Annotated in this window: 22 protein-coding genes; 9 read left to right on the forward strand and 13 right to left on the reverse strand. The window is 71.9% G+C overall.

Translation table 11 applies throughout. The features are described from left to right. The 9 genes from KIK09_RS28995 to KIK09_RS29035 all read right to left on the reverse strand — a co-directional run bounded on the left by KIK09_RS28995 (nucleotide 1) and on the right by KIK09_RS29035 (nucleotide 11,305). Entirely contained in the window at nucleotides 1-540 is a 540-nt protein-coding gene (locus KIK09_RS28995; protein ID WP_214322560.1) for a flavodoxin family protein, read from the reverse strand. A 14-nt stretch (nucleotides 541-554) separates the two neighbouring features. Continuing rightward, complete coding sequence (locus tag KIK09_RS29000) at nucleotides 555-887, reverse strand: STAS domain-containing protein (protein WP_214322561.1); 333 nt, start codon at nucleotides 885-887, stop codon at nucleotides 555-557. Between the two features lie 217 nt (nucleotides 888-1,104). Then, the gene (locus KIK09_RS29005) at nucleotides 1,105-1,482 is read right to left on the reverse strand and encodes an effector-associated constant component EACC1 (protein ID WP_214322562.1); all 378 of its coding nucleotides are present in this window, start codon (nucleotides 1,480-1,482) and stop codon (nucleotides 1,105-1,107) included. Between the two features lie 17 nt (nucleotides 1,483-1,499). Beyond that, the gene (locus KIK09_RS29010; protein WP_214322563.1) at nucleotides 1,500-5,870 is read right to left on the reverse strand and encodes a caspase, EACC1-associated type; all 4,371 of its coding nucleotides are present in this window, start codon (nucleotides 5,868-5,870) and stop codon (nucleotides 1,500-1,502) included. 233 nt (nucleotides 5,871-6,103) lie between these two features. Then, on the reverse strand, nucleotides 6,104-7,072 hold the full coding sequence (locus tag KIK09_RS29015) for a CapA family protein (protein ID WP_214322564.1): 969 nt from the start codon (nucleotides 7,070-7,072) through the stop codon (nucleotides 6,104-6,106). Between the two features lie 42 nt (nucleotides 7,073-7,114). Then, nucleotides 7,115-8,395 carry a Gfo/Idh/MocA family protein gene (locus tag KIK09_RS29020; protein ID WP_214322565.1) on the reverse strand — a complete coding sequence of 427 codons (1,281 nt, stop codon included), beginning with the start codon at nucleotides 8,393-8,395 and terminating at the stop codon, nucleotides 7,115-7,117. Beyond that, nucleotides 8,392-9,198: a carbohydrate ABC transporter permease gene (locus tag KIK09_RS29025; RefSeq protein WP_214322566.1), complete on the reverse strand. Its 807-nt coding sequence runs from the start codon at nucleotides 9,196-9,198 to the stop codon at nucleotides 8,392-8,394. The genes KIK09_RS29020 and KIK09_RS29025 overlap by 4 nt, the downstream gene beginning before the upstream one ends. After that, on the reverse strand, nucleotides 9,195-10,049 hold the full coding sequence (locus tag KIK09_RS29030) for a carbohydrate ABC transporter permease (RefSeq protein WP_214322567.1): 855 nt from the start codon (nucleotides 10,047-10,049) through the stop codon (nucleotides 9,195-9,197). Before KIK09_RS29030 ends, KIK09_RS29025 begins: the two co-directional genes overlap by 4 nt. Continuing rightward, entirely contained in the window at nucleotides 10,046-11,305 is a 1,260-nt protein-coding gene (locus tag KIK09_RS29035) for an ABC transporter substrate-binding protein (protein WP_214322568.1), read from the reverse strand. The genes KIK09_RS29030 and KIK09_RS29035 overlap by 4 nt, the downstream gene beginning before the upstream one ends. Before the next feature lie 79 nt (nucleotides 11,306-11,384). Between KIK09_RS29035 and KIK09_RS29040 the strand changes: the two genes are divergently transcribed. The 4 genes from KIK09_RS29040 to KIK09_RS29055 all read left to right on the forward strand — a co-directional run bounded on the left by KIK09_RS29040 (nucleotide 11,385) and on the right by KIK09_RS29055 (nucleotide 15,190). After that, the gene (locus KIK09_RS29040; protein WP_214322569.1) at nucleotides 11,385-12,485 is read left to right on the forward strand and encodes an ROK family protein; all 1,101 of its coding nucleotides are present in this window, start codon (nucleotides 11,385-11,387) and stop codon (nucleotides 12,483-12,485) included. 83 nt (nucleotides 12,486-12,568) lie between these two features. Then, complete coding sequence (locus tag KIK09_RS29045; RefSeq protein ID WP_214322570.1) at nucleotides 12,569-13,135, forward strand: RNA polymerase sigma factor; 567 nt, start codon at nucleotides 12,569-12,571, stop codon at nucleotides 13,133-13,135. Next, nucleotides 13,132-13,974 carry a hypothetical protein gene (locus KIK09_RS29050; protein ID WP_214322571.1) on the forward strand — a complete coding sequence of 281 codons (843 nt, stop codon included), beginning with the start codon at nucleotides 13,132-13,134 and terminating at the stop codon, nucleotides 13,972-13,974. The genes KIK09_RS29045 and KIK09_RS29050 overlap by 4 nt, the downstream gene beginning before the upstream one ends. 10 nt (nucleotides 13,975-13,984) lie before the next feature. Further along, complete coding sequence (locus KIK09_RS29055; protein WP_214322572.1) at nucleotides 13,985-15,190, forward strand: amidohydrolase family protein; 1,206 nt, start codon at nucleotides 13,985-13,987, stop codon at nucleotides 15,188-15,190. Here KIK09_RS29055 and KIK09_RS29060 read toward each other — a convergent pair. The 3 genes from KIK09_RS29060 to KIK09_RS29070 form a co-directional block, all read right to left on the reverse strand. Next, the gene (locus KIK09_RS29060; RefSeq protein ID WP_214322573.1) at nucleotides 15,183-16,565 is read right to left on the reverse strand and encodes an AAA family ATPase; all 1,383 of its coding nucleotides are present in this window, start codon (nucleotides 16,563-16,565) and stop codon (nucleotides 15,183-15,185) included. The two genes, KIK09_RS29055 and KIK09_RS29060, sit on opposite strands and share 8 nt — an antisense overlap. Before the next feature lie 42 nt (nucleotides 16,566-16,607). Continuing rightward, complete coding sequence (locus KIK09_RS29065; protein WP_214322574.1) at nucleotides 16,608-16,925, reverse strand: hypothetical protein; 318 nt, start codon at nucleotides 16,923-16,925, stop codon at nucleotides 16,608-16,610. 90 nt (nucleotides 16,926-17,015) lie between these two features. Next, on the reverse strand, nucleotides 17,016-17,672 hold the full coding sequence (locus KIK09_RS29070) for a DUF2182 domain-containing protein (protein ID WP_214322575.1): 657 nt from the start codon (nucleotides 17,670-17,672) through the stop codon (nucleotides 17,016-17,018). 371 nt (nucleotides 17,673-18,043) lie between these two features. Between KIK09_RS29070 and KIK09_RS29075 the strand changes: the two genes are divergently transcribed. After that, nucleotides 18,044-19,093, forward strand: a complete 1,050-nt coding sequence (locus KIK09_RS29075) for a TIGR03118 family protein (RefSeq protein WP_214322576.1) — start codon at nucleotides 18,044-18,046, stop codon at nucleotides 19,091-19,093. A 224-nt stretch (nucleotides 19,094-19,317) separates the two neighbouring features. On the opposite strand, the gene KIK09_RS29080 is transcribed toward KIK09_RS29075, so the two are convergent. Then, entirely contained in the window at nucleotides 19,318-21,873 is a 2,556-nt protein-coding gene (locus tag KIK09_RS29080; RefSeq protein ID WP_214322577.1) for an ATP-binding protein, read from the reverse strand. A 124-nt stretch (nucleotides 21,874-21,997) separates the two neighbouring features. Between KIK09_RS29080 and KIK09_RS29085 the strand changes: the two genes are divergently transcribed. The 4 genes from KIK09_RS29085 (at nucleotide 21,998) to lepB (ending at nucleotide 25,112) form a co-directional block, all read left to right on the forward strand. Next, complete coding sequence (locus KIK09_RS29085; RefSeq protein ID WP_214322578.1) at nucleotides 21,998-22,195, forward strand: hypothetical protein; 198 nt, start codon at nucleotides 21,998-22,000, stop codon at nucleotides 22,193-22,195. 109 nt (nucleotides 22,196-22,304) lie between these two features. After that, nucleotides 22,305-22,874 carry a TlpA family protein disulfide reductase gene (locus KIK09_RS29090; protein ID WP_214322579.1) on the forward strand — a complete coding sequence of 190 codons (570 nt, stop codon included), beginning with the start codon at nucleotides 22,305-22,307 and terminating at the stop codon, nucleotides 22,872-22,874. Beyond that, entirely contained in the window at nucleotides 22,849-24,675 is a 1,827-nt protein-coding gene (locus KIK09_RS29095; RefSeq protein ID WP_308164345.1) for an ABC transporter ATP-binding protein, read from the forward strand. Before KIK09_RS29090 ends, KIK09_RS29095 begins: the two co-directional genes overlap by 26 nt. Continuing rightward, the gene (lepB, locus tag KIK09_RS29100) at nucleotides 24,672-25,112 is read left to right on the forward strand and encodes a signal peptidase I (RefSeq protein WP_214322580.1); all 441 of its coding nucleotides are present in this window, start codon (nucleotides 24,672-24,674) and stop codon (nucleotides 25,110-25,112) included. The genes KIK09_RS29095 and lepB overlap by 4 nt, the downstream gene beginning before the upstream one ends. The last annotated feature ends 33 nt before the right edge of the window (nucleotides 25,113-25,145 follow it).

Here is a 25,145-nt window from a genome sequence, read left to right on the forward strand (position 1 = left end):
TCAGCAGGGCCCGTCGCACCGTTCGAGCCCGCCGCGTCGAACCGGCCTCCCGTAGGCGGCGCCGAGCTGCTCGCCCCAGTCCCGGGCCCGTTCCAGCTCGCCGTCCATGAGCGGCCCTGTCGCGTCGATGACGTAGAAGCTCTGCGTGGACCCGGCGATCGTGGCGCCCAGCCGGTGCAGCCGCGTGACCGCGGCGCGCGCGGCCGACCCGGGCATGTGCCGTACCCGGGTGTCGAAGGCGGTCGCCTGGACGTGGCCCAGTCGGGCCCGGTCGAGCCACTCGCGGATGCCGATGCCGGGCGAGACCAGCGGCTTGGTCGCGTGCCGCGCGGCCGAGGCCCGGGTGGTCGGCTTGGTCATGGAGAAGGCATGCGTCGGTCCGCCGATCACGAGCAGGCCGACCTCGCCGCCGACGGAGTCGGGAGCTCTGCTCACCTCGACGGTCTCGGCACGCAGGTGGGAGGACAGCCCCTTCGCCACCGCCTCCGCCACGCGCCGGGTATTACCGAACATCGACTCGTAGATCACCAGCGCGTACATGATCCGAGCCTCCCTCACGCTCCCGGGGACGGAGACCGTGATGCCGCCTCGCTGATCTCCATCACACGCCGCAGCTGCTCAGGGATGCCGATCAACTCGAGGCGACCGCCGCTCGACTCGGCGTCGGCCGCGCACGCGCGCAGCACGCCGAGCCCGATCACGTCGCAGAAGCGCACCCCGGACAGGTCGAGCACGAGCGTGGTCTTGTGCCGGGCGAGCGCGTCGTGGACGATGTCGCGCAGCGCCTGCGCGGTTGCCAGGTCCAGCTCGCCACTGATCGACAGCACGCCACCCGGCCGCGACGACACTCTCGCGCGCAACCCTGGGTGGTCATGAGAAGTGGTCATGTGGCTCTCCGTTGGACGTCAGAAAGCCATGCTTCCTGGCACGCTACCACCGCAAATAGGGACCAAAGTCCCAAGCAGAGTCACTAAAGGTCCCGCATGCCTTTGCCATATCGAGCCCTGGAATTATTCACGGCGGCGCAGGGGCCATCCGCGTCTCCCGCGGCGCGGGGTGGCTCTGATGGGTACGGCCGGCGTCTCTAGCCCTGGAAAGGCCCGTTCATTCGCGGTTCTGCCGCTCCTGGGCCAGGGTGAGGGTGATCTGCTCGGTCAGCGCCTTGATGCCCGCGGAGTCGAGCGAGGAGAGCCGGTGGGCGTTCAGCTCGACCTCCGTGGCCGATTCCGTCGCCCTGACCTTGATACGCACGTCGCTCGTCCGGTACCGCAGCCACGCCACGACACCGCCGACGACCACCGCCACCGGGGCGCCGAGCAGGACCTGGACCGACTCGACCGCGCCGCCGAGCGCCCCCGGCGGGGGAGAAGCCTCGGCCAGCCTGAGCAGGCCGCGCAGCTCCGGTTCCGCGCTGAGCCAGGTGTACAGCTCGCGCAGCTGGTCAGGGGTGTTCGCGCGCAGGATCGCGATGGTGCCGTCCATGGGCCCTTCCTTGTCGTTCATCGGCATGGCGGGTCGTAGGGGAGGTCGGGGACGTACTGGCGCCACTCCTTCTCGCTCATGATCGCTCCGCCGGCGCCGCAGACGTAGCGGATCGCCCGGCTCACGTCGGCGTTCCAGGTCTGCACCTGGCCGCTGGTCACTCCGGCCAGCAGCATCCCGTTCCCGGCGAAGGCGAGCGCGGTCGGCGAGTCCTGTCCGCGCTTCATCACCGCCGACGGGCGCGGGTGGGCGGGGTCGGTGACGTCCCAGAGGCGCAGGGTCGCGTCCTGGCCGGCCGTGGCCACCGTCCGGCCGTCCGCGGACACGGCCAGCCCGATCACGGGCGCGGTGTGGCCGGCCAGCACGCCGAGCTGCCGCGGGTGCGCGGGCACGGAGACGTCCCACAGGCGTGCCGTGGTGTCCCCCGCCGTGACCGCCTCGCGCCCGTCCCGCGTGAACGCCACCCTGTTGACGGCGCCGGTGTGCCCGCTCAGCGTCCCCAGCCGCTTCGGACGTTCGACGTTCCGTACGTCGTAGAGGTACGCCTGGTTGTCCGTGGTCGCCATGGCCAGGATGGATCCGTCCGGGCTCAGCGCCATGTCGGTCACCTTCTCCGGCAGGTCGGATATGGTGGCGACCCGCCGTGGCCGCGCGGGGTCGCCGATGTCCCAGAAGACGACCGCGGGATCCTGGGCGGCGGTGACCAGATGCCGGCCGTCCTTGGTGAAGTGGACCGAGAAGGCGTTCTGCCTGCCCGGCCGGAGGGTGGCCAGCATCACCGGACGGAGCGGGTCGGCCACGGCCCACAGCTTGACGGTCGTGTCCCACGAGGCCGTCGCCACGAGGTTGCCGCCGGGGTCGAAAACGGCCCGCATGATGTTGTTGCGGTGCCCGGCCAGCGTTCCGAGCGGGCGCGGGTGCCAGCTGTCGCTCACGTCCCACAGCCGGGCGGTGCCGTCGTCGGCCGCGTCCACCAGGGTGCGCCCGTCGGGGCTCAACGCCACATCCTCCAGGGCGAAGCCGGGGTGGGAGGGCAGCCGTGGCAGCCGGGGCGTGTCCCCTGCCAGGCCGGGCCGCCACAGCCGGACCGTCATGTCGCCCGAGGCGGTCGCGACGAGCCCGTCCTGCCGGACCGCCACGGCGAGAACGGAGCTCGTGTGACCTGCCAGGCCGGATTCGAGCACAGGAGGCCCGCTCTCCGGTATCCGCCAGATCCACGTCGTGTCGTCGTAGGACGAGCCGTACATGGTGCGGCCGTCGGCGCCGAAGGTCAGGTCGAAGACGGTGCCGCCCGCGTCGGCCAGCGTCGCCGTCTTGACCGGGCGGGCCGGGTCGGCGACCTTCCACAGCACGACGTGCGAGTCGTCGGAGCCGGTGGCGAGCGTGCGGCCGTCAGGGGAGAAGGCCACGGCCTCCAGCGGTTTGACGTGCCCGTTGAACCGGGACAGCGGGCGCGGCCTGGCAGGGTCGGCCACGTCCCACAGCCGGGCCGAGACGTCGAAGGAGGCGGAGGCCAGCACCCGGCCGTCGGGGCTGAAGGCCACGTCGCTCACCGTGTCGGCGTGGCCGCGAAGGACCGATACGGGCCGTGGGTGCGCCGGGTCCGACACGTCCCACAGGTGCACCGTGTGATCCTGCGAAGCCAGGGCGAGCAGCCGCCCCGCGGGGTCGAAGGCGACCGCCTTGATCCCCTGGTCGCCGGCGCGGAAGGAGGCGGTGGTCCTGAGCCCGTCGGCCCACCACAGCCGCACCGTGCCCGTGCTGTCGGCCGAGGCGAGCACGCGGCCGTCGGGACGGAACGCCAGGGCGCGGACACCGCCAGGGTGGCCGTCCGCGACCCGCAGGAGCCGGGCGTGCGCGGGGTCGGGCACGTCCCACAGGCGGATCGTCCGGTCGTCGGACGCGCTGGCCAGTCGCCGGCCGTCCGGGGTGAAGGCCACGTCGTTCACGAAGCCGCTGTGACCGGTGAGCCGCGTGCCGATCTGCCAGGTGCGCGAGCTGAGGAGCGCCCCGCGGGTCTCCGGCAGGTCCGCGAGCCGGAAGGCGGTCAGCGCCAGGAACCCGCTCAGCGTGCGGTCCTGCGTCGAGGTGACCGTGTCGACGAGCTGCCTGGCCAGCGCGCGGTCGCGCTGGTCGACGGCCTCACGGCCCTGCCGGAGCGCGAACAGCCCCGCCGAGGTGGCCACCAGAAGCAGCACGGCCAGCGTCGCCACCGCGGAGACCACGGTACGGCGGCGCCGCCGTACCCGCCGCTGCGAGGCGTCGAGGAACGCGCGCTCGCCGGCGGTGAGATCGGAGGACCTGCTCGTGGCGGCCCGCGCGGCCTCCAGCCGGCTGTCCAGGTAGAGGTAGGCCGGGTCGCGGGAGTGGCGATGCCAGTCGTCGGCGTCCTCGGACAGGCGCTGCCTGACCAGCAGCTCGGCCCTGTCGGTCTCGATCCACTTCCTGAGCCGGGGCCAGGCGCGGATGAGCGCCTCGTGCGTGAGCTCCGCGCTGTCCTCGTCCACGGTGATCAGGCGCGCCCGCACGAACTCTCCCAGCACGTCCCCTTCCGCGCCGCCCGCACCGACCAGGTCGGCGAGCGGCACGCGGCGCCTGGTGTCGTCGGTCCGCTGGTCGAGGTGCACCAGCCGCAGCAGCAGCCGCTGAACGACCGGCTCGGCATCGGCCCCCAGCTCACGCAGCGTCTCCTCGGCGCTCTGCGCGAGCGAACGGGCGATCCCTCCCGAGGCGCGGTATCCGGCCAGGGTGAGCACGTTGCCGCTCCTGCGCTGCCAGGTCGCCAGCAGCGCGTACGACAGGAGGGGGAGCACGCTGCCCGCGCGTCCCGCGGCCTCGTACGAGCCGAGATCGTCGAGCAGCAGGTCGGTCAGCCCGCTCTCCAGCGCCAGCCCGGCGCGGGCGGCGGGCCTTTCGATGACCGCGCGCAGCTGCGCCCGCGCCATCGGCCCGACCACCTCGGGCCGCTGCAGTGCGGGCAGCAGCGCCGGATAGGCGGCGCAGTGCCCGAAGAAGTCCGCCCGTACGGCGAGCGTCACCGCCGCGGCCGGAGCGCCCCGGCAGATCTCGGCGAGCACGTCGATGAAGTGCCGCCGCGCGGCCTCGTCAGGGCAGGCCGTGAACAGCTCCTCGAACTGGTCGACCACGATGAGCCGGCGCCCGGGCAGCAGCGAAAGCAGCGCGCGGGCCAGTCCCGGATCGCCCCCGAGGTGCTGCCGCAGGCCCTCGGGGTCGTGGCCGCCGAGCTCGGCGAGCCTGCGGGCGAGCGCGCCCAGCGGGTCGGCCCCAGGGGTCAGCACGATCGACCGGACCTCCCGCGCGTCCCCGCGGCGCAGCGCCGGGATCGCCCCGGCACGCAGCACCGAGGACTTCCCCGACCCTGACGGGCCGGTGATCACGAGCGGCCCGCCCAGCTCGAACTGCTCCCGCACCCGGCGCGCGATCGACGCGGTCAGCTCCTCACGGCCGAAGAACAGGTCCGCGTCGGATGGCCCGAAGGCGGTCAGGCCCCGATACGGGCTCTCCTCGTCGGAGAGCGGGTCGGGCGACGGCGGAGGCGGCGCCGCGGGCGGGACATAAGCCCGGTTGAGCGCGAAGGCCCGCCGGTCGCCGAGGTCGGTGGCGTGCCGCCGCGGGCGGGGCAGTCCCAGCTCCGGCAGCGCCCTGGCCAGGTGCCGGTATGCGGCGTCGAGCGTGAAGACCGCGGGACCCGCGGGATCTCCCCTGGTCAGCAGCTTGATGAGCTGGCCGGTGAAGGCGGTGTTCCGCTCTCCGGGCAGCGCCCAGGACGCCTCGTCGGGGCTGGAGGAGGCCAGCAGGTAGGCGCCCGCCCCGGTGCTGTCGAAGATGTGGTCGACCGCGCGGGCCCCACCGCCCCGCGCTCTGCCGGAGAAGCAGCAGTCCAGCACGATGACGACGAGCTCGGCCCTGGACTGGCCGACCACCTGCCGTACGACGGAGTAGGGGAGCGCCTGGTAGCCGGGCGCCCCGCGGCCGAGGTCGACGGTGGCGCGGGTGGCGAGATGGAGTTCGTTGTCCGCGCTGATCACGCCGTGGCCGACGTAGTGGAACATGAGCACCGACGTGGCCTGCCCGGCGGCCGTGGCCAGGGCCTCGCTCAGGTCTGCGGGGGTCCCCGGGTCGGCCATGACGGTCAGCGACTCGGGCGCGAGCCCGGCCGACCTGAGCAGACAGGCGGCCAGGTCGTCCAGCGTCGTGGAGACGGCGGGGATGGAGGGTAATCGGGATCCCGCGGCGTGCCGTGCCGTGCCTGCCAGGACGACCCTGGTACCCGGCGTCGCCAGGATCAGCGGTGGACCGCTCCAGGGCAGGTACCTGCGCCGACCGGGGAGGCTGTGCTCCACGGTCGCGAACTCGTCATCGCTCATCCGGGTTCTTCCGAAGCGGGGCAACCTACCCAAAGCATTAACACGGCCCGCACCACGGAACGCGTGAAGCGCCGGAAGAACACCAGCGAAACCCGCGCACCGGACGGCCCAGAATTAGGCGCACCCGACGGGTACGGCCGGCACCCCGGGGAGGCCGTGCCGGCCGTACGGTCCGTCAGCCACGCTACGCCGCACCTCGAGCACCTCATGGCAAAGCCTCGGGCAGCGTTCCGCTAAGAGCACTCCACCGTCAGCGCGTCCTCGTCCTGGTGTACGGCGCAGCCGAGGCGGGCACACGCGGCGGCGAGCCGCTCACGGACCCACCGCAGGTCGTCGCCCGACGCGATCCGGGTGCGGCAGTAGTCGAGCCGGATCGGGACGCCGGCCAGCCGTACCGGACCGTACTTGTCGAGCGTGATCAGCCACAGCAGGCCCAGGTCGTTGCGCAGGCGGGGGTGGCGGGCGTAGTCGTCGATGAAGTCGCCGAGGTCGAACATGACCGGCGGGGCGACGCCGTGGAAGACGTGGGCGGAATGCCCGGCCACCAGGTCGGCCCCCGCCTCGATCAGGGCCCGCGCCGCGGTGCGCACCGACGACAGCGGCTCGGTGATCATGTTGGGCCCCCAGTGCGGCGTGACCAGGACCACGTCGACGTGTTCGCGCAGCTCGCCGATCGTGGCGGGAAGCCACGCGGGCACGCCTGCGTCGAGGTCGGCGTAGGCGGTGCCGGGACGTCCGGCCCTGGCGGCGAAGTCGGCGGGATGGTCGGCGAAGCCGACCACGCCCAGCCGGAGCCCGCCGATGTCGAGCTCGGCGGGCCGGTGGGCGGCGGCTTCGTCCTGGCCCGCGCCCACGAAGCGGATGCCGGCGCGGGCCAGGTGGTCGAAGGTGTCGGCCAGGGCGTCGTAGCCGAAGTCGAGCGCGTGGTTGTTGGCCAGCGTGACGCAGCCGACGCCGAGCTCGCTCAGCAGGTCGGCGGCCCTGGGCGGGGCGCGGAAGTGGAACACCTTGGCCGGGCCGCCCCAGGGACTGCCGCGGTCGGAGATGCAGCACTCCAGGTTGAGCAGCACGAAGTCGGCCCCGGCGAGCAGGGCCCGCACCTCGGCGGAGAACAGCGACCGGACGCTCGCCCCGCGGTCGATCTGCTCGGCCACGCCGCGCCCGAGCATGGTGTCTCCGGCCATGGCTACCGTGACGGACACAACTTCAGCTAACCGCGCAGGTCAGGATCCCGCCAGTCTCTATCAGAGGGTCTGGACGGTGGCCGTGCGGCGGGCCCGCTCGGCGGCGAAGACCACCTGGTGGCTGTCGACGCTCTCCTGGATCCCCGACAGCACCAGCTCCGGCCGTCCCTCGTGCAGGGCCAGGACGAACGCTTCCATCAGCGCCGCGTCGCCGCCCGCGTGGCCCTCGGCCGCGCTCGAGCCGTCCACGGAGGTGTCGATCGTCGTGGTCTGCTCGGACAGGAAGTCATAGACGTGGATGAACCGCCCGTCGCCGGTGAGCTGTCCCCGCGTGCCGAAGATCTTGGTGTGCCGGTTCTCCAGCGGGGTGAAGGCGGTCATCGTGAAGGAGGCGGTGACGCCGTCCTCGTACTCCAGGTTCACCACTTGGTGGTCGACGACGTCGTTGTCGCTGGCATAGACGCACCGCCCGTAGGGGCCCTCGGCCAGCGCCCTGGTCACGGCCTCCTCGGTGAGCACGCCGCCGGTCGCGACCCGGGTGAAGTACCGCTTGGTGCCGCCCTCGCGCAGCCCGGTCGTGTACAACCGCACCGCCGAGTACGGGCAGGACCGCTCGATCCGGCACTCCAGGCAGCGCTCGCCCGCGCCCTCGGGCCGCTGGTCGGCACGGAAGTGCCGCAGCCCGCCGAAGGACGACACCCGCTCGACCCGCCGGCCTACCAGGTGGCCGAGCCAGTCGATGTCGTGGCAGGACTTGGCCAGCAGCGCGAACGTGGACTCGTCGGTCCGCCGCCAGCTGCCGCGCACGAAGGAGTGCGCGAAGTGGTACCAGCCGACCGGCTCCAGATGCTCGATCGACACGATGTCACCGATGCGCGGCAGCTCCCTGCGCAGCCGCCGGGTGTAGGGCGTGTACCGCATCACGTGGCACACCGCGATCATCGCGCCGGTGCGCGCCGCCACCTCGCCGATCGCCACGGTGTCGGCCTCGGTGGGGGCGATGGGCTTCTCCAGCAGGATGTCGTAGCCCTGCTCGGCCAGCACCCTGGCGGGTGCCAGGTGGTCGGCGTCGAGCGTCGCCACGATCACGGCGTCGGCGATCCGTCCCCGCGCCGCCAGGTCCCGCCAGTCGCCGAAGGCCATGGAGTACGGCAGGCCGTGCCGTACGGCGAAGCGCGACCTGACCTCCTCGACCGGCTCGGCGACCGCCACCACCCGCACCCGCTCGGGCCAGGAGGCGGCGAGCTCGGCGTAGGCGGCGCCGCGCGCGCCGGCGCCGACGACGGCCAGCGTGATCGGCCGGTCGAGGACCTCCCCGACGTGGTCCCTCAGGTTGATCATCCTTTGACAGCTCCCCCGGTGAGTCCCTTGACGAAGTGCTTCTGCAGCGCGAGATAGAAGATCAGGATCGGCAGTGCCGACAGCACCATCAGGCCGAACATGCCGCCGTAGTCCCGCTGGTACTGGCCGAGCGCCCGGTAGACGCCGACCGTGACGGTGGTGCCCCCGGCCGGGCCCAGGATGATCAGCGGGTTGAGGAAGTCGTTCCAGATCCACACGCCCAGGAAGATCAGCACGCTGGCCGTGGCCGGCCGCAGCAGCGGGAAGACCACCCGCCAGAACGTGCCGAACTTGCCCGAGCCGTCCATCGCGGCCGCCTCCTCCAGCTCCACCGGGATGGCCCGGATGAAGCCGGAGAAGACGAACACCCCGAACGGGACGTAGTAGCCGACGTTGAACAGGACCAGGCCGCTGATCGTGCCCATCAGGTGGGTCAGGTTGAGCACCTGGGTGACCGGCACCAGGATCACCTGCGGCGGGATCATCAGCCCGGCCAGCAGCACCAGCAGGATGGCCCGGGCGACCCGCGAGGGTGTCCGGCAGATGTAGTGGCCGAGCATGGCCGACACGACCGTGAGGATCACGATCGACAGCAGCGTCACGCTCACGCTGTTGATCAGGCCGTTCCAGAACAGCCCGTCGGGCCGCGTCAAAGCCTGCACGAGGTTGTCCAGCGTGGGCGGGATCGGCAGCGCGGCGGGCGCGGCGGTGATGTCCGGCCCGTGCTTGAAGACGTTGGCCACCACCAGGTAGAGCGGCAGGAAGAACGCGCCAGCCACGGCGACCGCCAGCAGCCTCCTCACAGGTTCACCTCCCGGCGGTTGAGCAGGCGCAGCACCACGCCGGAGACCACCGCGACGATCACGAGCATGAGGATCGCCATCGCCGACGACTCGCCCGTCCGGTTGGCGGTGAAGCCGATCTGGATGACGTCGAAGGCGAGCGTGGCCGTGGTGCCGAGCCCGGGCCCGCCGGCGGTGAGCACCTGGATGTGGTCGTAGGCCTTGAAGCCGGTGATCAGCAGCATCACCGTGTTCGTGGTCAGCGCGGGCGCCAGCAGCGGCCAGGTCACCTTGCGGAAGCGCGTCCACGCGGTCGCGCCGTCGATCGAGGCGGCCTCGATCAGCGAGCGCGGCACGCCCTGCAGCCCGGCCAGGTAGACGACCGAGCAGAAGCCGAGCATCTGCCAGCTGATGATCATCCCGATCGAGTACAGCGCCAGGTCCGGGTCCGACAGCCAGCCCACCCGGATGCCGAACAGCCGGTTGATCAGCCCGTCGTCCTGCAGCATCGCCATCCACACGACGCTGACCACCACGGAGCTGAGCACGACGGGCACGAAGAACACGCTGCGCAGCGCGTTGTACAGCCAGCCCCGGCGATCGAGCAGGACGGCCACGCCGACCCCGGCCACGTTGGGCACGATCACGACGATCAGCGTCAGGATCGTGGTCACCTTGAGCGAGGTCAGGAACGCCGGGTCGGTGAGCAGATCCGCGTAGTTGGCCAGCCCCACGAAGCTCGTCCGCGGGTTGACCAGGCTCGCGTTGGTGAGGCTGTAGCCGAAGCTGAGCAGGATCGGCGCCAGCACGAAGCAGCCGTAGACCAGCACCCCCGGCGCGACGAAGCTCAGCAGGTAGGTGAGCCGGTTCACTGCCCGCCCGCCCTGACCCATTCCTGATCCAGCGCCCTGGCCGCGGCCGCGCCGTCGGTCTTGCCCGCGATGATCTCCTGGGCCAGCGCGAACACCTTGTCGCCCACGCCGGGCAGCAGCGAGTCGTCACCCGTCTCGACGGTGAAGGCGTTGACCGCCCTGGCCGACTTGAGCACCTCCAGCGTGGCGTTGTAGACCGGGCCCATCTGCGGGGGCCGGTAACCCTTGATCGCGATGATCGCGGCGTCGCTCTTGACGAGCACATCGTTGTTGGCGGCGTTCTGGTTGAACTCCAGCGCGAACGTCCTGGCCGCCTCCAGGTTCCTGGAGTGCGCGTTCACGATCGGGCCGCCGCCGGTGTAGGAGGGCACGACCGCTTCCCCGCCGTCGGTGGGCCAGGCGAACACCCCCACGTCGAAGGGTGTCTTGACCGCCGCGAACCACGAGCCCATGGGGTACATGGCGCCCTTGCCGTCCAGGAAGGCCTTCTCCGTCGAGGGGTAGTCGCGGCTCAGCCCTGCCTTGTCGACGTAGCCCTTGGCGACCAGGTCGGCGAACTTCCGCGTGGCTCCGACGAACAGCGGATCCGAGAACCTCACCTCGCCCTTGCGCCGCTTGACCAGGAAGTCCGGCTCCTTGGCGTAGACGTCGGCGCCCACCAGCGCGATCCACAGGTAGCCGGCGGCGAAGGCGTCCTTGCCGCCGCCGCCCACCACGAACGGGTTGACGCCCTTGGCCTTGAGCCTGGCCGCGTCGTCGAGCAGCTCGGCGTAGGTCTTCGGCGGTGCGGCGATCCCGGCCTCGGCGAACAGCTTCTTGTTGTAGTAGACCAGCGGCGTCGGCTGGGAGTTGTAGGGCAGCTGGTAGATCTTGCCGCCCAGCGGGTTGGAGTGCGGGTAGTCGTAGTTCTTGAGCTCCTCCTCGCTCCAGGCGTACAGGTTGCCGCCCTCGGCGAGCCCGCTGGGCGCGACGGCCTGCATCACGTCGGGCAGCTGGCCGGAGGCCAGCAGCTGCTTGGCGTAGGCGTTGCGCTCGCCCGCGCTCGGCGCGACCAGCTTCTTCACCACGATGTCCGGGTGCTTGTCGGTGACGCGCTTGATGGCCTCGTCCCAGTACTGCGGGGTGAGGTTGGGCGTCTCGAAGACCAGGAAGGAGATCTCCTTCTTCCCGGCCGTCGGCTGCTGGTCGTCACTGCCCGCGGGGGCGCAGGCCGCCAGTGCCAACGCGGCGGCGGCCAGGACGGTGACCTTCTTCATGACGATCCCTTCTGCTGGGGGGCGCACGCCATATTTTTAGAGGTTCCTCAAATAATTCGCAATGCCCTACGATCGGATCGTGACCCTGACAGGACAGGACCCCTCGCTGCTCCGCCGCCTCAACGCGGCCGCCGTGCTCCGCGCCCTGCACGCGGCGGACGAGCTGACGCTCACGCAGCTGGTGAAGATCACCTCCATCTCCCGCGCCACCGTCGAGGACGTCATCGCGGGGCTGCCCGACCTCGTCCAGGAGGTCGACATGCAGGTGGGGGATCCGCGTCCGGTCGGCCGCCCGGCCAAGCGCTACCGCTTCCGCGCCGAGGCGGGTCACGTGGTCGGCGTCGACATCGGCCCGCACAAGGTGCTCGCGATCACCGCCGACCTCAAGGGCCGCATCCTGGACCGCAGGCGCACCTCCGTCACCCCTGAGACCGGCACCGCCGACAGGATCGCCGCCACCCGCGCCGTCGTGCGCAGGACGCTACGCGCGGCCGGCGTCGACGGCGGGCAGGTCCGCGCGCTCGGCGTGGCCACCACCGGCGTGGTCGATCCGGCCGACGGCCGGATACTGATCAGCGACAGGCTGCCCGGCTGGGCGGGCGTCGACCTGCCCACCGAGCTGAAGGGCCTGGCCGAAGGCCCCGTCCTGGTCGGCAACGACACCAACCTGGCCGCGCTGGCCGAGCACTGGAGGGGCGCCGCGGTCGACGCCGGCGACGTGCTGTGTCTGCTGGCCGGCCGGAGCCTGGCCGCCGGGCTGCTCATCGGCGGCAAGGTCCACCAGGGACGCAACGGCGCCGCCGGTGAGATCGGGGTGATGCGGGCCTTCGGGTGGTACACGGCCTTCGACCGTTTCCTCGCCTTCGGCGGCAGCGACCGCGTCTTCGAGGCCGTCCAGGCGGGCGACGCCGAGGCCACAGCCATCGTCCGCGCCTTCGCCCGCGACCTGGCCAAGGGCGTCGGCGCCGCCGTCCTGACCATGGACCCCGAGCTGGTCGTCCTCGGCGGCGGCCTGTCGGGCGCGGGCGAGCTGCTGGCCGCGCCGCTGCGCGAGGAACTGGCCGACCTCTGCCTCTTCCCGGTGCGCGTCGTCACCTCGGAGCTGGGCGCTGAGTCGGCCGCGCTGGGTGCGGTACGGCTGGCCCTCGACCACGTGGAGCACGCCCTCTTCGGCGTCTGAACGCTCGCCGTACCGCGGATGTAATTCCGGCCTGCCTGCTTTCCAAGAAGGGGAAAGGACCGAGACAGCGGAAGGCACAGTGGATGGCAGACAATCCATCGGAGGATCTCCGGCAGACGATGCGGGATCCCGCGGCGTTCGAGGCCTTCTACCGAAGACACGCCGAACGCGTGAGCCGCTTCGTGGCCCGCCGGACGAGCGATCCGCACACGGTGGACGACCTCACCACCGAGGTCTTCCTGGCCGCCATCGACGCCGCCCACACCTACCGGCCCGACCGGGGCAGCCAGGAGGCGTGGCTGTTCGGCATCGCGCGCAACACGGTGGCCTCCGAGCAGCGCCGGGCGGCCAGGGAACTGCGCAAGAACGGCAGGGCCGCGGGGCGGCGCCCGCTGGACGCCGACGACATCGCCCGCCTCGAGGAACGCATCGACGCGGAACGCGCCGCCCGCCCGCTGCTGTCGGCCATCGCGGGGCTGCCCGAGAGCCTGCGGGCCGTGACCGAGCTGGTCGACGTCGACGGCCTGTCGGTCGCCGACGCCGCGGCCGCCCTGCGCATCCGCGTCGGCACCGCCAGGGTCCGGCTGCACCGCGCCCACCGCCGGCTCCAGGCCGAGCCCGGTCATCCCATCCTGGAAGGAACCTCATGAACGGATCACTGGCCGGTTTCGAAGAGCGCAGGCTCGCCGAGCTGAAGGAGTACGTCGCCGCCCGTGCGGCCAGGCGGCCACGGCGTCGGCTGGTCCTGGCCACGGCCGCCGCGGCGGCGGTCGTCGCGGGGGTGAGCGTGGTCACGGTCTCCTCGACGGGCGGCAGGGACACCGCCTACGCCGTCACCAAGGACTCCGACGGCATCGTGTACGTGATCGTGCGCGACTTCCACGACGCCGCCGGGCTGACCAGGCAGCTCAGGAGCCTGAACGTGCCCGCCGTCGTGGACTACGTGCCCGCGGGCAAGAAGTGCGCCCAGGAACCGCGCGGCGCCTACGTGGAGGACATCCCGCGCGGCCTCTACCAGCCGCCCACCAACATCCCCGGCGCCGGTGCCGACGAACAGGGCTGGCAGATGCGGATCGACACCAAGCTGTTCAAGCCCGGCCAGACCTTCGTCTGGACCCTGTCGGACGACCCCGTCTACGACGGGACCGAGACCAGCACGATCCTCATGCGGAACCCGGTGGCGCCCTGCGAGCTGGTCCCCGACGACACGCCGCACTACATCCCGCAGATCCCCGGCCCGTCGGCGGGCTACGCGGGCAAGACCGTCGGCCAGGTCCTGCCGGAGCTGAACAAGCGCGGCGTCAAGGTCACCTACCTGATCACCGAGCCCGCCCCGGACCCACACCCCCTCATCGGCAACCAGTACGTCATGTACCCCACCAAGCAGAACACCCCGGTGGGGGAGGACTGGCACATCTGGAACACCGACGAACCCCAGCCCGGGCAGGTCCGCCTCATGGTCACCCAGAAGCTCGCCGCACCGTCGTAGGGTCGGTGGTGTGGAGCTGCTCATTCGCAACGCTGGGCTGCGGGGGCGGCCGGGGCGGTGGATGCTGGGGGCCGACCGCGGGGTGCTGAGCGTCGTGGCGCCCGACGCGGACGCCGACGCCGGCACGGTGATCGACGCCGAGGGCAACCTGGTCACCGAGCCGTTCGTCGACGCGCACCTGCACCTGTGCAAGGTGCACACGCTCGACCTGGTGGGAACGCACGCGCTCGAGGACTACACCGGGGGCGGCATGGGCGCGGCGATGGCGGCGATCGAGGCCGCCGCGGCCGTCAAACGCGACCAGACGGCCGCCGCGGTCCTCGACTGCGCCCGGCGGGCGCTGCTGGAATCCGTACGGCACGGCGTCCGCGCCGTCCAGGCCTTCGCCGACGTCGACCCCGACGCCGGGCTGACCGGGGTGGAGGCCCTGCTGGCGCTGCGCGAGGAGTTCCGCGACCGGGTCGACGTGCGCGTCGTCGCCTTCCCGCAGGACGGCCTCCTGCGCCGCCCCGGCACGGAGGAGCTGATCGAGGAGGCGGTACGGCTCGGCGCCGACGTCGTGGGCGGGATCCCGTGGATCGAGTACACCGACGCTGACGCCGCCGAGCACGTGCGCCGGATGGTCGAGCTGGCCCGCCGTACGGGAAGGCGCGTGGCGATGCTGGTCGACGACGCCGGCGATCCCGGGCTGCGCACCACCGAGATGCTCGCCTCGGCGATGCTGGCCACCGGGGTGCGCGGCAGCGCGCAGCACGCCCGCGCGATGGCGCTCTACCCCGAGCCCTACCTGCGCCGGCTGCTCGGGCTGTGCCGCGCGGCCGGCCTCGGGTTCGTCAGCGACCCGCACACCGGGCCGCTCCACCTGCCCGTCCGCACCCTCGCCGAGGCGGGCGTGCCGGTGGCGCTCGGGCAGGACGACATCGAGGACGCCTACTACCCCTTCGGCCGGCACAACCTGCTGGAGGTCGCGTTCCTTGCGGCGCACCTGCTGGAGGCCCGCACCGACCTCGACATGCTGTACGACCTGGTGACGGTGGAGGCCGCCCGCGTGCTCGGCCGGCCCGTCCACCGCCTCGACCCCGGTGCCCCGGCCGACCTGGTGGTCCTTGAGGGCCGGACGGTCAGGCAGGCGCTCACCCTGCACGCCCCGCCGCGCCACGTCGTCGTGGGCGGCAGGGTCGTCGCGAGCACCCGCACCCGTACCGAGTTCACATGAACGGGACCGGTTCGCGCTCGCCCGAGCCGAGCAGGGCCCTGGTCAGCGCCGCCCGCTCGTCGAGCATCTCGTCCAGGGCCCGCTCCAGGTGCTCGCCGGTGAGCACGGGTCCCGCGGACAGGACGGCGCGCCGTACGAGCTCCTTGAAGAACGACGCCGTGGCGCCCTCGGTCCTGGCCACGATCGGCTCCAGGTCGGCCTCGAGCCGGATGTCCCTGGCGTACAGGCGCAGCAGCGCGGCCCTGCCGTCGGCGTCGGGCTTGGGGATCTCGACGGCCAGGTCGACCCGTCCCGGCCGGTCGGCCAGCGCCCGCTCCAGGACGTCGGCGCGGTTGGTGGTGAGCACGAACGTCACGTCGGCGTCCGCGCCCACCCCGTCCATCGCGTCGAGCAGCGAGAACAGCAGCGGGTTGCCCTCCTCGTCGTAGGAGCGGTCGCGCGCGACCAGGTCGACGTCCTCCAGGATGACGATCGCCGGCTGCAGCCGCCTGGCCAGGCCCGCCGCCTGGGTGACGTACCTGATCGCCGTGCCGGTCATGACGATCACCGTGCAGCCGCGCATCCGGCCCATCAGGTAGCGGACGGTGTGCGTCTTGCCCGTGCCGGGCGGCCCGTGCAGCAGCAGGCCGCGCTTGAGATGCTGCCCGTGCCGGCGCAGCCGTACGGCATGCTCGCCGATCTCCACGATGTGCCGTTCGATCGTGCCGAGCACGTCCTCCGGCAGGATCACCTGGGCGGCGTCCAGCTCGGGCCTGGGCAGGAACGTCACCAGGTCGTTGCCGCGATGCTCGCTCCACTCGAACGACAGCACCTGTCCCTGGTAGACGTCGTGCTCGCGCATCCGCCGCGAGATCTCGTCGCGGGTGCGGGTGGCGTCCGGCCGCTCCTTGGCCAGCACGACGACCTCGCACTGCGGGGTGTGCTCCCGCGCGCCGCGCAGCCCGATCACCACCGGCGCGCCGTCGGGAGACCAGGCCAGGATCAGCCCGAGTGAGATGACCTCGGTCGTCTCGTCCGGCCCGATCGCGGCCGTCGCGTAGTCCACCGCGCCCGGCTCGTACCGCTCCCAGCCGCGGGCTGCGCCGGCCAGCATGTTGACGATGTCTTCGTGGTCGCGCCCGTGTCCGGCGATCCCGAACCAGTCGCCCTGTTGCCCGTGCGCGGTCAGATAGGAGTCGATGCCGCGCTGGAGGTTGACGTGTTCCCAGCCGGGCAGCCGCTCGACCACGTTCACGATGTGCCGCAGCTCGCACCCCAGGTGTCCGACGACCCTGGCCACCAGTTCGGGGGTCTGCTCCTGATCGATCGTCTGATGGGCGTCGCGGATGAGATCGCCGAGTGCTCGAGCCAGCTGCGTGGCGTCACTGAGATCCATGAGCCTCACCCTGACAGACCCGACCTCCGCGCCGCGCGCGATTTATCCGCTGTCGTCCCTACGCAACAGCGTCAAGATCTCATCGAGCTTCGCGCTGTGCGCATCCAGCTTCGGGCTGTGCTCGCGCTCGATGGTCTTGAGCCGGTCTTGGATCTTTATGATCTCCAGGATGAGCGTGCCGAGTGCCGCGCCTTGCTCCCCGAGCACGATCATCATGCTCTTCTGCGTCTGGCTCAGCTCGTTCTGCGTCTCGCGCAGGGCCTGCATGAGACTGGTCTGCGCGGCGAGCATCGTCCGGGTGTCCGCAAGTTCCCGGTCTGTCCCTGCAGCCAAGCGTCGCAGATCGTGGATCTCGGTCATGGCCGGGAGTTTACGCTAGTCAGGGCAGGTGAAGGGGAGCGTTCGGTGACCAGGAAGACGGCGGGAAAGTCGTTCATCGACACCTGAGGCCTAGTCCTGCATCGACAGTCCCGGCAGCAGCCAGGGCTGGAAGGGCGCCAGGACCGCGAGGACCAGGAACACGGCGCCCGCCACGTAGGAAAGCGCACGGCCGTGGCGCCACAGTTTCTCCAGGAAGATCAGCACGGCCAGGCCCGCCATCGCCGCGACGTTCATGACGCCAAGCGGGATCAGCACGATCATCAGCCCCCAGCAGCAGCCCACGCAGTAGCCCCCGTGGTGCGCCCCCACCCGGAAGTCGCGTCCAGGCCCGCCGAACCCGCTGTAGTGCAGCAATTGGGTGAACGGCGAACGGCAGTGCCGCAGGCAGACGCGCTTGAGCGGCCCGAACTGCTGCGCACCGGCCAGCGCGAACGCGCCCGCGCCGATCCACCGCCCCGCCTCGGGCGCCGCGCCCAGCCAGCGATCCGTCAGGGCGAGCAGCCCGAACACCAGCGCCCCGAACGCCGCCCACACCACCAGGTAGCCGAGCAGGAACTGGACGATCCGCCCGGCCTGCGCGAGCCCGCTCGACCGCCTTCTGATCGCTCGCGCCCAGCCGAGCGCCACCGGTGCCACCGACGGCAGCATCATCGCCGCCATCATGATCACCCAGAGCACCAGGAAGATCGGCAACGTCAGACCCATCGTGCCCGGCCCGACCCCCATGCCCCCCGCCTGCCGAACCGTCACGATCCAGGCGAGAGCCGCGAAAATCAGGATCGCAGCCCAAGCCGGGGCGAAATACCGCCCATGTTCCCTGCTGTCGACCATCGGTCCCCCCTCGGCGCGGCATACCCGGCGCTCCTGTCCGACAATCGCCGCGGGACGGCATCCCCGATGCAGCCGGGCTTCCGGTAATTGCGTTTATTCCGAATGGCGTGTTGACCAGTGAGTTCGTTGGTTTTGGCAGCGGAAAGTGATTGGCTGACCGCGATAAGTGGTCATGTGGTGGAGGTCACATGAAGGTACGAATGCAAGGGCGCGTAGCGTCTGTACTGTCCATCGGGCGAACAGCCCGGCTCGTCATCCTGGGGTCGATGGCGCTCACCATGAGCGCCGCGACCGTTGTTCCGGCGGAGTCCGCGGCGTGGCCGCATCATCACCATCACAAGAAAAACCGGTTCGAGGAGATCGACCTGGTCTCCAACATCCCTGGCAGGGCTCGGATCACCGATCCGCACCTGATCAACCCCTGGGGCTTGTCCCTAAGCAACAAGTTGTGGGTATCTGCCGCTGACGCGGACCTGGCCCTCGTCTACACGGGCGGCGGTAACGCCGGTCCCATCAGGAAGGTGCCGCTCGAGGTCGAGGTCGAGGGCGGACCGACCGGCCAGGTGTTCAACAAGACCAGGGACTTCAGGATCCGCAGCGACGGCCGTTCCGCTCCCGCGAATCGCATCTTCGCCACCGAGAGCGGCACGATCCAGGGCTGGAACCCGGACGTCGACAGGGACCACGCCATCGTCGCGGCGACGAAGAAGGACGCGGTCTACAAGGGACTGACCCAGATCCGCACCAGGACGCGGAACCTGCTGCTCGCGGCGGACTTCTTCCACGGCACGGTCGACGTGTACAACAAGAACTTCAAGCTGCAGAAGAGGCCGAAGTTCGTCGACCCGAACATTCCCGACGGGTTCTCGCCGTTCAACGTCCAGCGGATCGGCCACAAGGTGTTCGTCACCTACGCCAAGCAGGACCCCGAGGACCCCGGGGAAGAGGTGAAGGGCGCCGGCCTGGGCTTCGTCAGCTTCTTCACCTCCAGGGGCGGCTTCATCCACCGCTTCCACAGCCGCGGTCCGCTGAACGCGCCGTGGGCGGTCACGCTGGCGCCGCGCAACTTCGGCAAGTTCCAGCACTCCCTGCTCATCGGGAACTTCGGTGACGGCCGCATCAACGCCTTCAACAGGTTCAACGGGCGCTTCCAGGGCCCGCTCCGCGATCCGCACGGCGACCCCATCTCGATCGACGGTCTGTGGGGGCTGATCCGCGGTAACTCGAACAACGGTGGCAGGAACGCGCTCTGGTTCGCCGCCGGGATCAACGACGAGGAAGACGGCCTGCTCGGGCTGATCCGCCGAGACCCATGATCGGCCTGACCGATCGCTCGTCGTGAAAGAGAAGCGCCCGCCCTCGGCCGAGGGCGGGCGCTTCCACGTGTGCGTACCGGTGTGCAGGTCGCCTCTCGGCGAAAGGCTCAACGCGGCTCCAGCCGAACGGTAGTCCGCGAAGGCAATAGGTGAGGCCCGGGGACACTGGACACACCGGCCACGGGCTGTACAACGGCGGCGCGTCGCGGGACATTCCCGGGCCTTCATCCGGGCGCGGCCGGCAGCCCCAGGCGCACCGCGAGATCGGCCGCGGCCGGTGCCTCCAGCTCCTGGTACAGCTCGTAGGCCCGCATCAGGAACTCCCGCGTGGCCGGGACGTCGCCCGCCTGCTCGGCGGCGGTCGCGAGAGCCACCAGCGCACGCGCCCGCAGCGCCGGAACCCTCTCGCCGGACCAGTACCGCAGGGACCGGTGCAGCCGATCGGCGGCCCCGGCGTCGCCGCGGCGCGCCTCGATCTCGCCCAGGCTCAGCTCGGTGAGGGCCAGCCCCCACTCGTGCCCACGGTCACGGAACAGGTCCGCCGCGGAGGTCAGCGCCTCCACCGCCTCCGCGTCCCGGTGCGACTGGTGCGCGAGCGCCTCGCCCAGCGCGCGTAGGCCCTGGGCGGCGCCGGCGAGATCGCCGACGCTCTCGAAGAGCGCGGCGGCCCGCCTGGCGGCCTGCTCCGCCTCCTCGGCCCGGTCACAGGCCAGCAGCGCGCCGGCCAGGCCGCGCAGCGTATAGGCCTCGACGAACGGTTCGCCGCTCGACCGGGCGATGGACAGCCCGTGGCGGATGGCGTCCACGGCGTCGGCCGTGCTGCCGCGCTGGCGCAGCACGAATCCGAGGCTCGTGAGGGTGATGGCCCTGGCCAGAGGCAGGCCGACCTGCCCCAGTCTCCCGGCGGCAGCGCGCAGCTCGGCTTCGGCCTCGTCGAGCGTGCCCTGCAGGCCCAGCATGAAGCCGATCTCATGACCGGCGAGGGCGACCCCGGCCTCGTCGCCGACCTCTTCCGCCAGCGTTCGGGCGGCACGCAGCACCGACAGCGTGGCGTCCCGATCGCCGAACTCGGCCAGGCTGGTGCCGAGCCCGCGCAGCATCGCCGCCTCGCCGTAACGGTCGCCGGCCCGCCGGCAGGCCTCTCCCGCCACCCGCATGGCCCGCTGCCAGTCGTCGTAGTAGCTGCGCAGCTCGTAGAAGTCGGCGCAGCAGCCGGCCAGCGAGCGCGCGGCCGCGGGCAGGCCCGCCTCGGCGCAGGCCGACACGAGGACCGCGAGCGACTGCCGCTCCGCCTCGAACCACTCCACGGGCTGGTCACCGGCGGCGGCGGTCTGCGCGGCATCGTCCCGGTCGTCGAGGTAGAGGCGCAGGCAGTGCAGGCGGTCCTGAGCGTGCCGGGCGCGGGCCAGCCAGCCGGCGGCGGCCCTGGCCAGCGCGGCCGTCCACTCGGCCGGGCCGATCTCGGCCTGGCGCCGCTCCCGCGCGTACAGTCTGGTCACGTCGTGGAACCGGTATCGCGGCTGCCCGGCCCGGTCAGGACCGAGGGATTCCAGCAGGCGCGCGTCGAGCAGCTCTTCGAGGACGGCGCCGCCCGCCGCCGCGTCGACGCCCAGCAGCGCGGCCACCGACCACTCGGGGAAGGAGGGCACGCTCAGCTCGCCGAGCAGCCCGAACGCCCGTGCCGCGCCCGGTGTGAGCGCCTGATAGGCGAGGTAGAGCCCGGGACGTACGGCCAGGTCGCCGTGGCGCAGTTCGTCGAGCCGCCTGCGCTCGTCGGCCAGCAGCTTGTTGAGCGTGCTGACCATCCAGTACGGCCGTGCGGCCAGCCGCGCCGCGGCGATCCTGACGGCCAGCGGCAACCCGCCACACGCCGTGACCAGCTCGGCCGCCGCCTCGGGCTCGGCCCGCACCCGTTCCCTGCCCGCCACCTGGCAGAGCAGCTCGACGGCCGCGGGGGCGGGCAGCGGCGCGAGATCGACGGCGCTCACGCCGGGCAGGCCGGTCAGCGGTAGCCGGCTGGTGACCACCACCGCCACCTCCTTGCCCGGTAGCAAGGCCTCGACCTGGCGGTATCCCTCGGCGTCGTCGAGGACCAGCAGCACCCGCCGTCCCGCCACGCGGGTACGGAACAGCCCGGCCCTGGCCTCCACCCCGGCGGGCAACGTCGCCCCGTCCACACCGAGCACGCGCAGCAGCTGGGCGAGCACCTCTGCCGGATCCACCGGATCTCCGGACGCGCCCCGCAGTCCCACGTACAGCTGCCCGGCGGGGAACCAGGAGGCGAACCGGTGGCCTGCGTGCACCGCCAGCGCCGTCTTGCCCACGCCCGGCGGCCCGGAGAGCGCCACCAGCCGCGCATCCCGCTGTGCGGCCGGGTCGAGAACCGCCCTCAACAGGGCCAGCTCGTCGGCGCGGCCGACGAAGTCGGGCAGGTCCGCGGGGAGCTGCCGCGGGCTGTCACCTCCAGAAGGAGCCCGACGGCCGGGAGCCCGGCGATCGGGATTCTGCCGGTCGGGACGGCCGGCGCGGCTGGCCCAGAAGAGCGCGTGCCCGGCGTCGACGAACTCCGCCCGCTCGTCCCCGGCCAGCTCCAGCGCCACCGCGAGCTGCTCGACCGAGCGTGGCCGCGGACTGCGCCCGCGTTCCATCTCGGCGACCGACCGGGAGCTGAGCCCGGCACGCTCGGCGAGGGCTTCCTGGGTGAGGTGGAGGCGGAGCCGGTGGCGGCGAAGCAGCGCCGCGAACGGGCTCGCTGATTCGGGGGCACCCCCCATGATCATGATCGTCAGGCTACCGCACGTCCGGTAGAACGTCGGGCTGAACGTCATGGTTCACCACGCGTCCCACGCGTTTCCATGAGCCTGTCGGCTCGCACTGGGTGGCCGACCGCGGAGGAGGATGCGCATGACCCGCACGATCACCGGATGGACCGACCGTCTCGTCAACGTCTTCGCGCCCAAGGCGACCGCGCGAGCGGCCAGTTACTGCGCCGAGCAGTTCTGCTACTGCAGTGGAACGTACCTGTACAAGCGGGATGTCTGCCTGTTCGACGACGGCTCGGTGTGGTACGGCAACTGCCACAGCGTCGGCCACGGCTGCTGAGCGGCCCTACTGCTCAGGCGGGTCAGGGCCTGCCCGCCGTACCGTCCCTCGCCTGTACGGCGGCCGGGCCCTGCGCGACGACCGATCTCGACCTCCCGGAGGAGACCTGATGGCATATCTGGTGGCGGTCAACGTCCTGATCGGCCTGCTGGCCGCTCTCAACCTGCTGTTCACGGTGGGCGTCGTGCGCCGGCTGCGTGAGCACACCACCGAGCTGGCCGCGCTGCGCGCAAGCGGTACGGCACGGCCGATCCCCGCCGACGACGTCGCACTCCCGGTCGGCGTGCCGGCGGGCGAGTTCGCCGCCGCCACCCTCGACGGCGAACCCGTCACCCTCGGCACCCTGGGTGACCGCCCGCTGGTCGGCTTCTTCTCCCCGCACTGCCAGCCGTGCAAGGAGCAACTGCCCACCTTCATCAAGTACGCGGGGGCCAGGCCGGGGGGCCGCGACGCCGTACTGGCCGTGATCGTCGGGACCGAGGAAGAGGCGGAGGCGACGGCCGAGCGCCTGCGCCCGGTGGCCACCGTCGTGGTCGAGCCTGACGCGGGGCCGATCCAGCAGGCGTTCCGCGTGACGGGTTTCCCGGCCTTCCTCCTCGTCGAGGACGGGACGGTCGCCGCCTCGGATTACGTCTTCCTGCCCGTCGCCGACCGTGACCTCGCGGTCCTGGCTCCGTAGCGCCGGGCGGGCGCTGGGGCTCGCCCGGCGCGCCGCTCCCGGGCAGATCGCCGCGTATTCGGGGCTGTCCCTCCTCGGCGGGCTCGCCCCGCTCGCGACCGCGTGGCTGACCAAGTTCGTGATCGACCGGCTCGCGGCCGGCTCGGTGCGGTGGCTCGACGTCCTGGGGCTGGTCAGCGCGCTGGCCGCCGTGGGAGTCGCCGCAGCGCTGATGCCGCACGCCGTCCGCTACCTGCGGGCCGAGACCGACCGCCGCGTCCTGTTCCTCGCCACCACGCGGCTGTACGCGGCCGTGGACCGGTTCGTGGGGCTGCGCCGGTTCGAGGATCCCGCCTTCCTCGACCGCCTCCAGATCGCCCGGTCCAGCGGGGTCGGCAGTCCGGCGATGGTGGTGGACGGCGGGCTCGGCATCGTCAAGGGACTGATCACGGTCATCGGCTTCGCGGGCACCATCCTGCTGCTCGGCCCCTGGGTCGCAGTGACCGTACTGCTCGCCGCCGTGCGGGCGCTGCTGGCCGAGCTCGCGCTGAGCCGGCGCAGGGCGAGGATGGTGGCCGAGACCGGCGAGGCAGGACGGCGCGAGATGTTCTACTCAGGCCTGCTCACCAACGCGCAGGCCGCCAAGGAACTGCGGCTGTTCGGCGCCGGTCCCTACCTGTGGCGCCGGATGGCCGCGGAGACGAGGACGATCCACGACGCGCATCGGCGGATGGATCGGCGGCAGCTGGCCGTACAGGCCGGGCTGGCGGTGCTCGGCGCGGCCGTGGGGGCCGCGCTCCTGCTGTGGGCGGTCCGCGCCGCGGTGGCCGGCGAGCTGACCGTCGGCGACGTGGCGCTCGTGGTCGCCGCGGTCGGCTCGGTACAGAGCGCGCTCGCCGGCCTGGTCGGCGACGTGGTGTCCGCCCACCAGGCGATGGCGCTCTTCGGCCACTACCTGGCCGTCGTCGACGCCGATCTCGACCTGCCGGTCAGGGTCGAGCCGCTACCCACGCCGCCGCTGCGGCGCGGCATCGAGCTGCGCGACGTCTGGTTCCGCTATGCCGACGATCAGCCGTGGGTCCTGCGCGGCGTGAACCTGGTGCTGCCCGCCGGATGCGCGGCCGCCGTGGTCGGGCTCAACGGCGCGGGCAAGACCACCCTGGTCAAGCTGCTGTGCCGGCTGTACGACCCGACCCGCGGCGCGATCCTCTGGGACGGGGTCGACCTGCGCGATCTCGACCCGGCCGAGCTGAGGCGCAGGATCCGCGCCGTCTTCCAGGACGCCACCCCCTACGACCTCACGGCGAGGGAGAACATCGCCATCGGCGACCTGACCGCCCTGGACGATCCCTCCCGGATCGAGGGCGCGGCACGCCAGGCGGGTGTGCACGCCGTCCTGGCCGGTCTCCGCCACGGCTACGAGACGATGCTCACGCGGATCTTCTTCTCCCAGGCCGACCGCGCCGACCCGGGCACCGGGGTGGTCCTGTCCGGCGGGCAGTGGCAGCGGTTGTCGATCGCCCGCGGCCTGGTGCTCGACCGGCCCGACCTGCTCGTGCTCGACGAGCCGAGCTCCGCCCTGGACGCCGAGGCCGAGCACGAGATCCACGTACGGCTGCGCGCGCACCGACGCGGCCTGACCAGCGTGCTCATCTCGCACCGGCTGGGGGCGGTGCGCGAGGCGGAGGTGATCGTCGTGCTGTCGGGCGGGCGGATCGTCGAGCACGGCACTCACGACGAGCTGGTGGCGCGCGACGGCGCGTATGCCCGGCTCTTCGCGCTGCAGGCGGCCGGCTATCGCGCCTCGGAGCCGCTCGGATGATCGGCTACCTCCTCGCCGCCGCGCTGCCGGCCGCCGCTTTGATCGCCGTCGCCGTGCTTCGCCGGCGGGTCGTCGTGGTGTCGGTCAGCGGGGCCAGCATGATCCCGACCCTGCGGCACGGGGATCGGCTGCTGGTGCGCCGGGTGGCGGGGGAGCGGCTGCGCCGTGGCGACCTGGTGGTTCTCACCGAGCCGGTGCCGTGCCGGGCGGATGAGCGGCCCCGATGGATGGTCAAGCGGGTGGTCGCCGTACCGGGCGACGAGCAGCCGTCGTTCCTGCCCGGCTGGGTGCGCCGGTCGGAGGGCGTCGTGGCGCCGGGGCACCTCGTCGTCCTCGGCGACAACCCCGAGTTCAGCCGCGACTCCCGGCATTTCGGCGCGCTGCCGAGCGACCGGGTGGTCGGCGTGGTGCTCCGCCGGCTGGGTGCGTCCGGGTAGGATTCGGCGCACTCCCGCATCGGCCGCCCGCGG

This window comes from Nonomuraea sediminis (assembly GCF_018531495.1).
In the GTDB taxonomy this organism is placed as follows: Bacteria; Actinomycetota; Actinomycetes; order Streptosporangiales; family Streptosporangiaceae; genus Nonomuraea; species Nonomuraea sediminis.

Bases quoted from the DNA above. Each gene is read 5' to 3' on its own strand.
- lepB (WP_214322580.1), top strand. From the start codon at position 24,672: ATGATCGGCTACCTCCTCGCCGCCGCGCTGCCGGCCGCCGCTTTGATC.
- KIK09_RS29075 (WP_214322576.1), top strand. From the start codon at position 18,044: ATGGCGCTCACCATGAGCGCCGCGACCGTTGTTCCGGCGGAGTCCGCG.
- KIK09_RS29080 (WP_214322577.1), bottom strand. From the start codon at position 21,873: ATGATCATGGGGGGTGCCCCCGAATCAGCGAGCCCGTTCGCGGCGCTG.
- KIK09_RS29060 (WP_214322573.1), bottom strand. From the start codon at position 16,565: ATGGATCTCAGTGACGCCACGCAGCTGGCTCGAGCACTCGGCGATCTC.
- KIK09_RS29070 (WP_214322575.1), bottom strand. From the start codon at position 17,672: ATGGGGGTCGGGCCGGGCACGATGGGTCTGACGTTGCCGATCTTCCTG.
- KIK09_RS29010 (WP_214322563.1), bottom strand. From the start codon at position 5,870: ATGAGCGATGACGAGTTCGCGACCGTGGAGCACAGCCTCCCCGGTCGG.
- KIK09_RS29000 (WP_214322561.1), bottom strand. From the start codon at position 887: ATGACCACTTCTCATGACCACCCAGGGTTGCGCGCGAGAGTGTCGTCG.
- KIK09_RS29005 (WP_214322562.1), bottom strand. From the start codon at position 1,482: ATGGACGGCACCATCGCGATCCTGCGCGCGAACACCCCTGACCAGCTG.
- KIK09_RS28995 (WP_214322560.1), bottom strand. From the start codon at position 540: ATGTACGCGCTGGTGATCTACGAGTCGATGTTCGGTAATACCCGGCGC.
- KIK09_RS29045 (WP_214322570.1), top strand. From the start codon at position 12,569: ATGGCAGACAATCCATCGGAGGATCTCCGGCAGACGATGCGGGATCCC.
- KIK09_RS29020 (WP_214322565.1), bottom strand. From the start codon at position 8,395: ATGATCAACCTGAGGGACCACGTCGGGGAGGTCCTCGACCGGCCGATC.
- KIK09_RS29065 (WP_214322574.1), bottom strand. From the start codon at position 16,925: ATGACCGAGATCCACGATCTGCGACGCTTGGCTGCAGGGACAGACCGG.
- KIK09_RS29090 (WP_214322579.1), top strand. From the start codon at position 22,305: ATGGCATATCTGGTGGCGGTCAACGTCCTGATCGGCCTGCTGGCCGCT.
- KIK09_RS29085 (WP_214322578.1), top strand. From the start codon at position 21,998: ATGACCCGCACGATCACCGGATGGACCGACCGTCTCGTCAACGTCTTC.
- KIK09_RS29035 (WP_214322568.1), bottom strand. From the start codon at position 11,305: ATGAAGAAGGTCACCGTCCTGGCCGCCGCCGCGTTGGCACTGGCGGCC.
- KIK09_RS29050 (WP_214322571.1), top strand. From the start codon at position 13,132: ATGAACGGATCACTGGCCGGTTTCGAAGAGCGCAGGCTCGCCGAGCTG.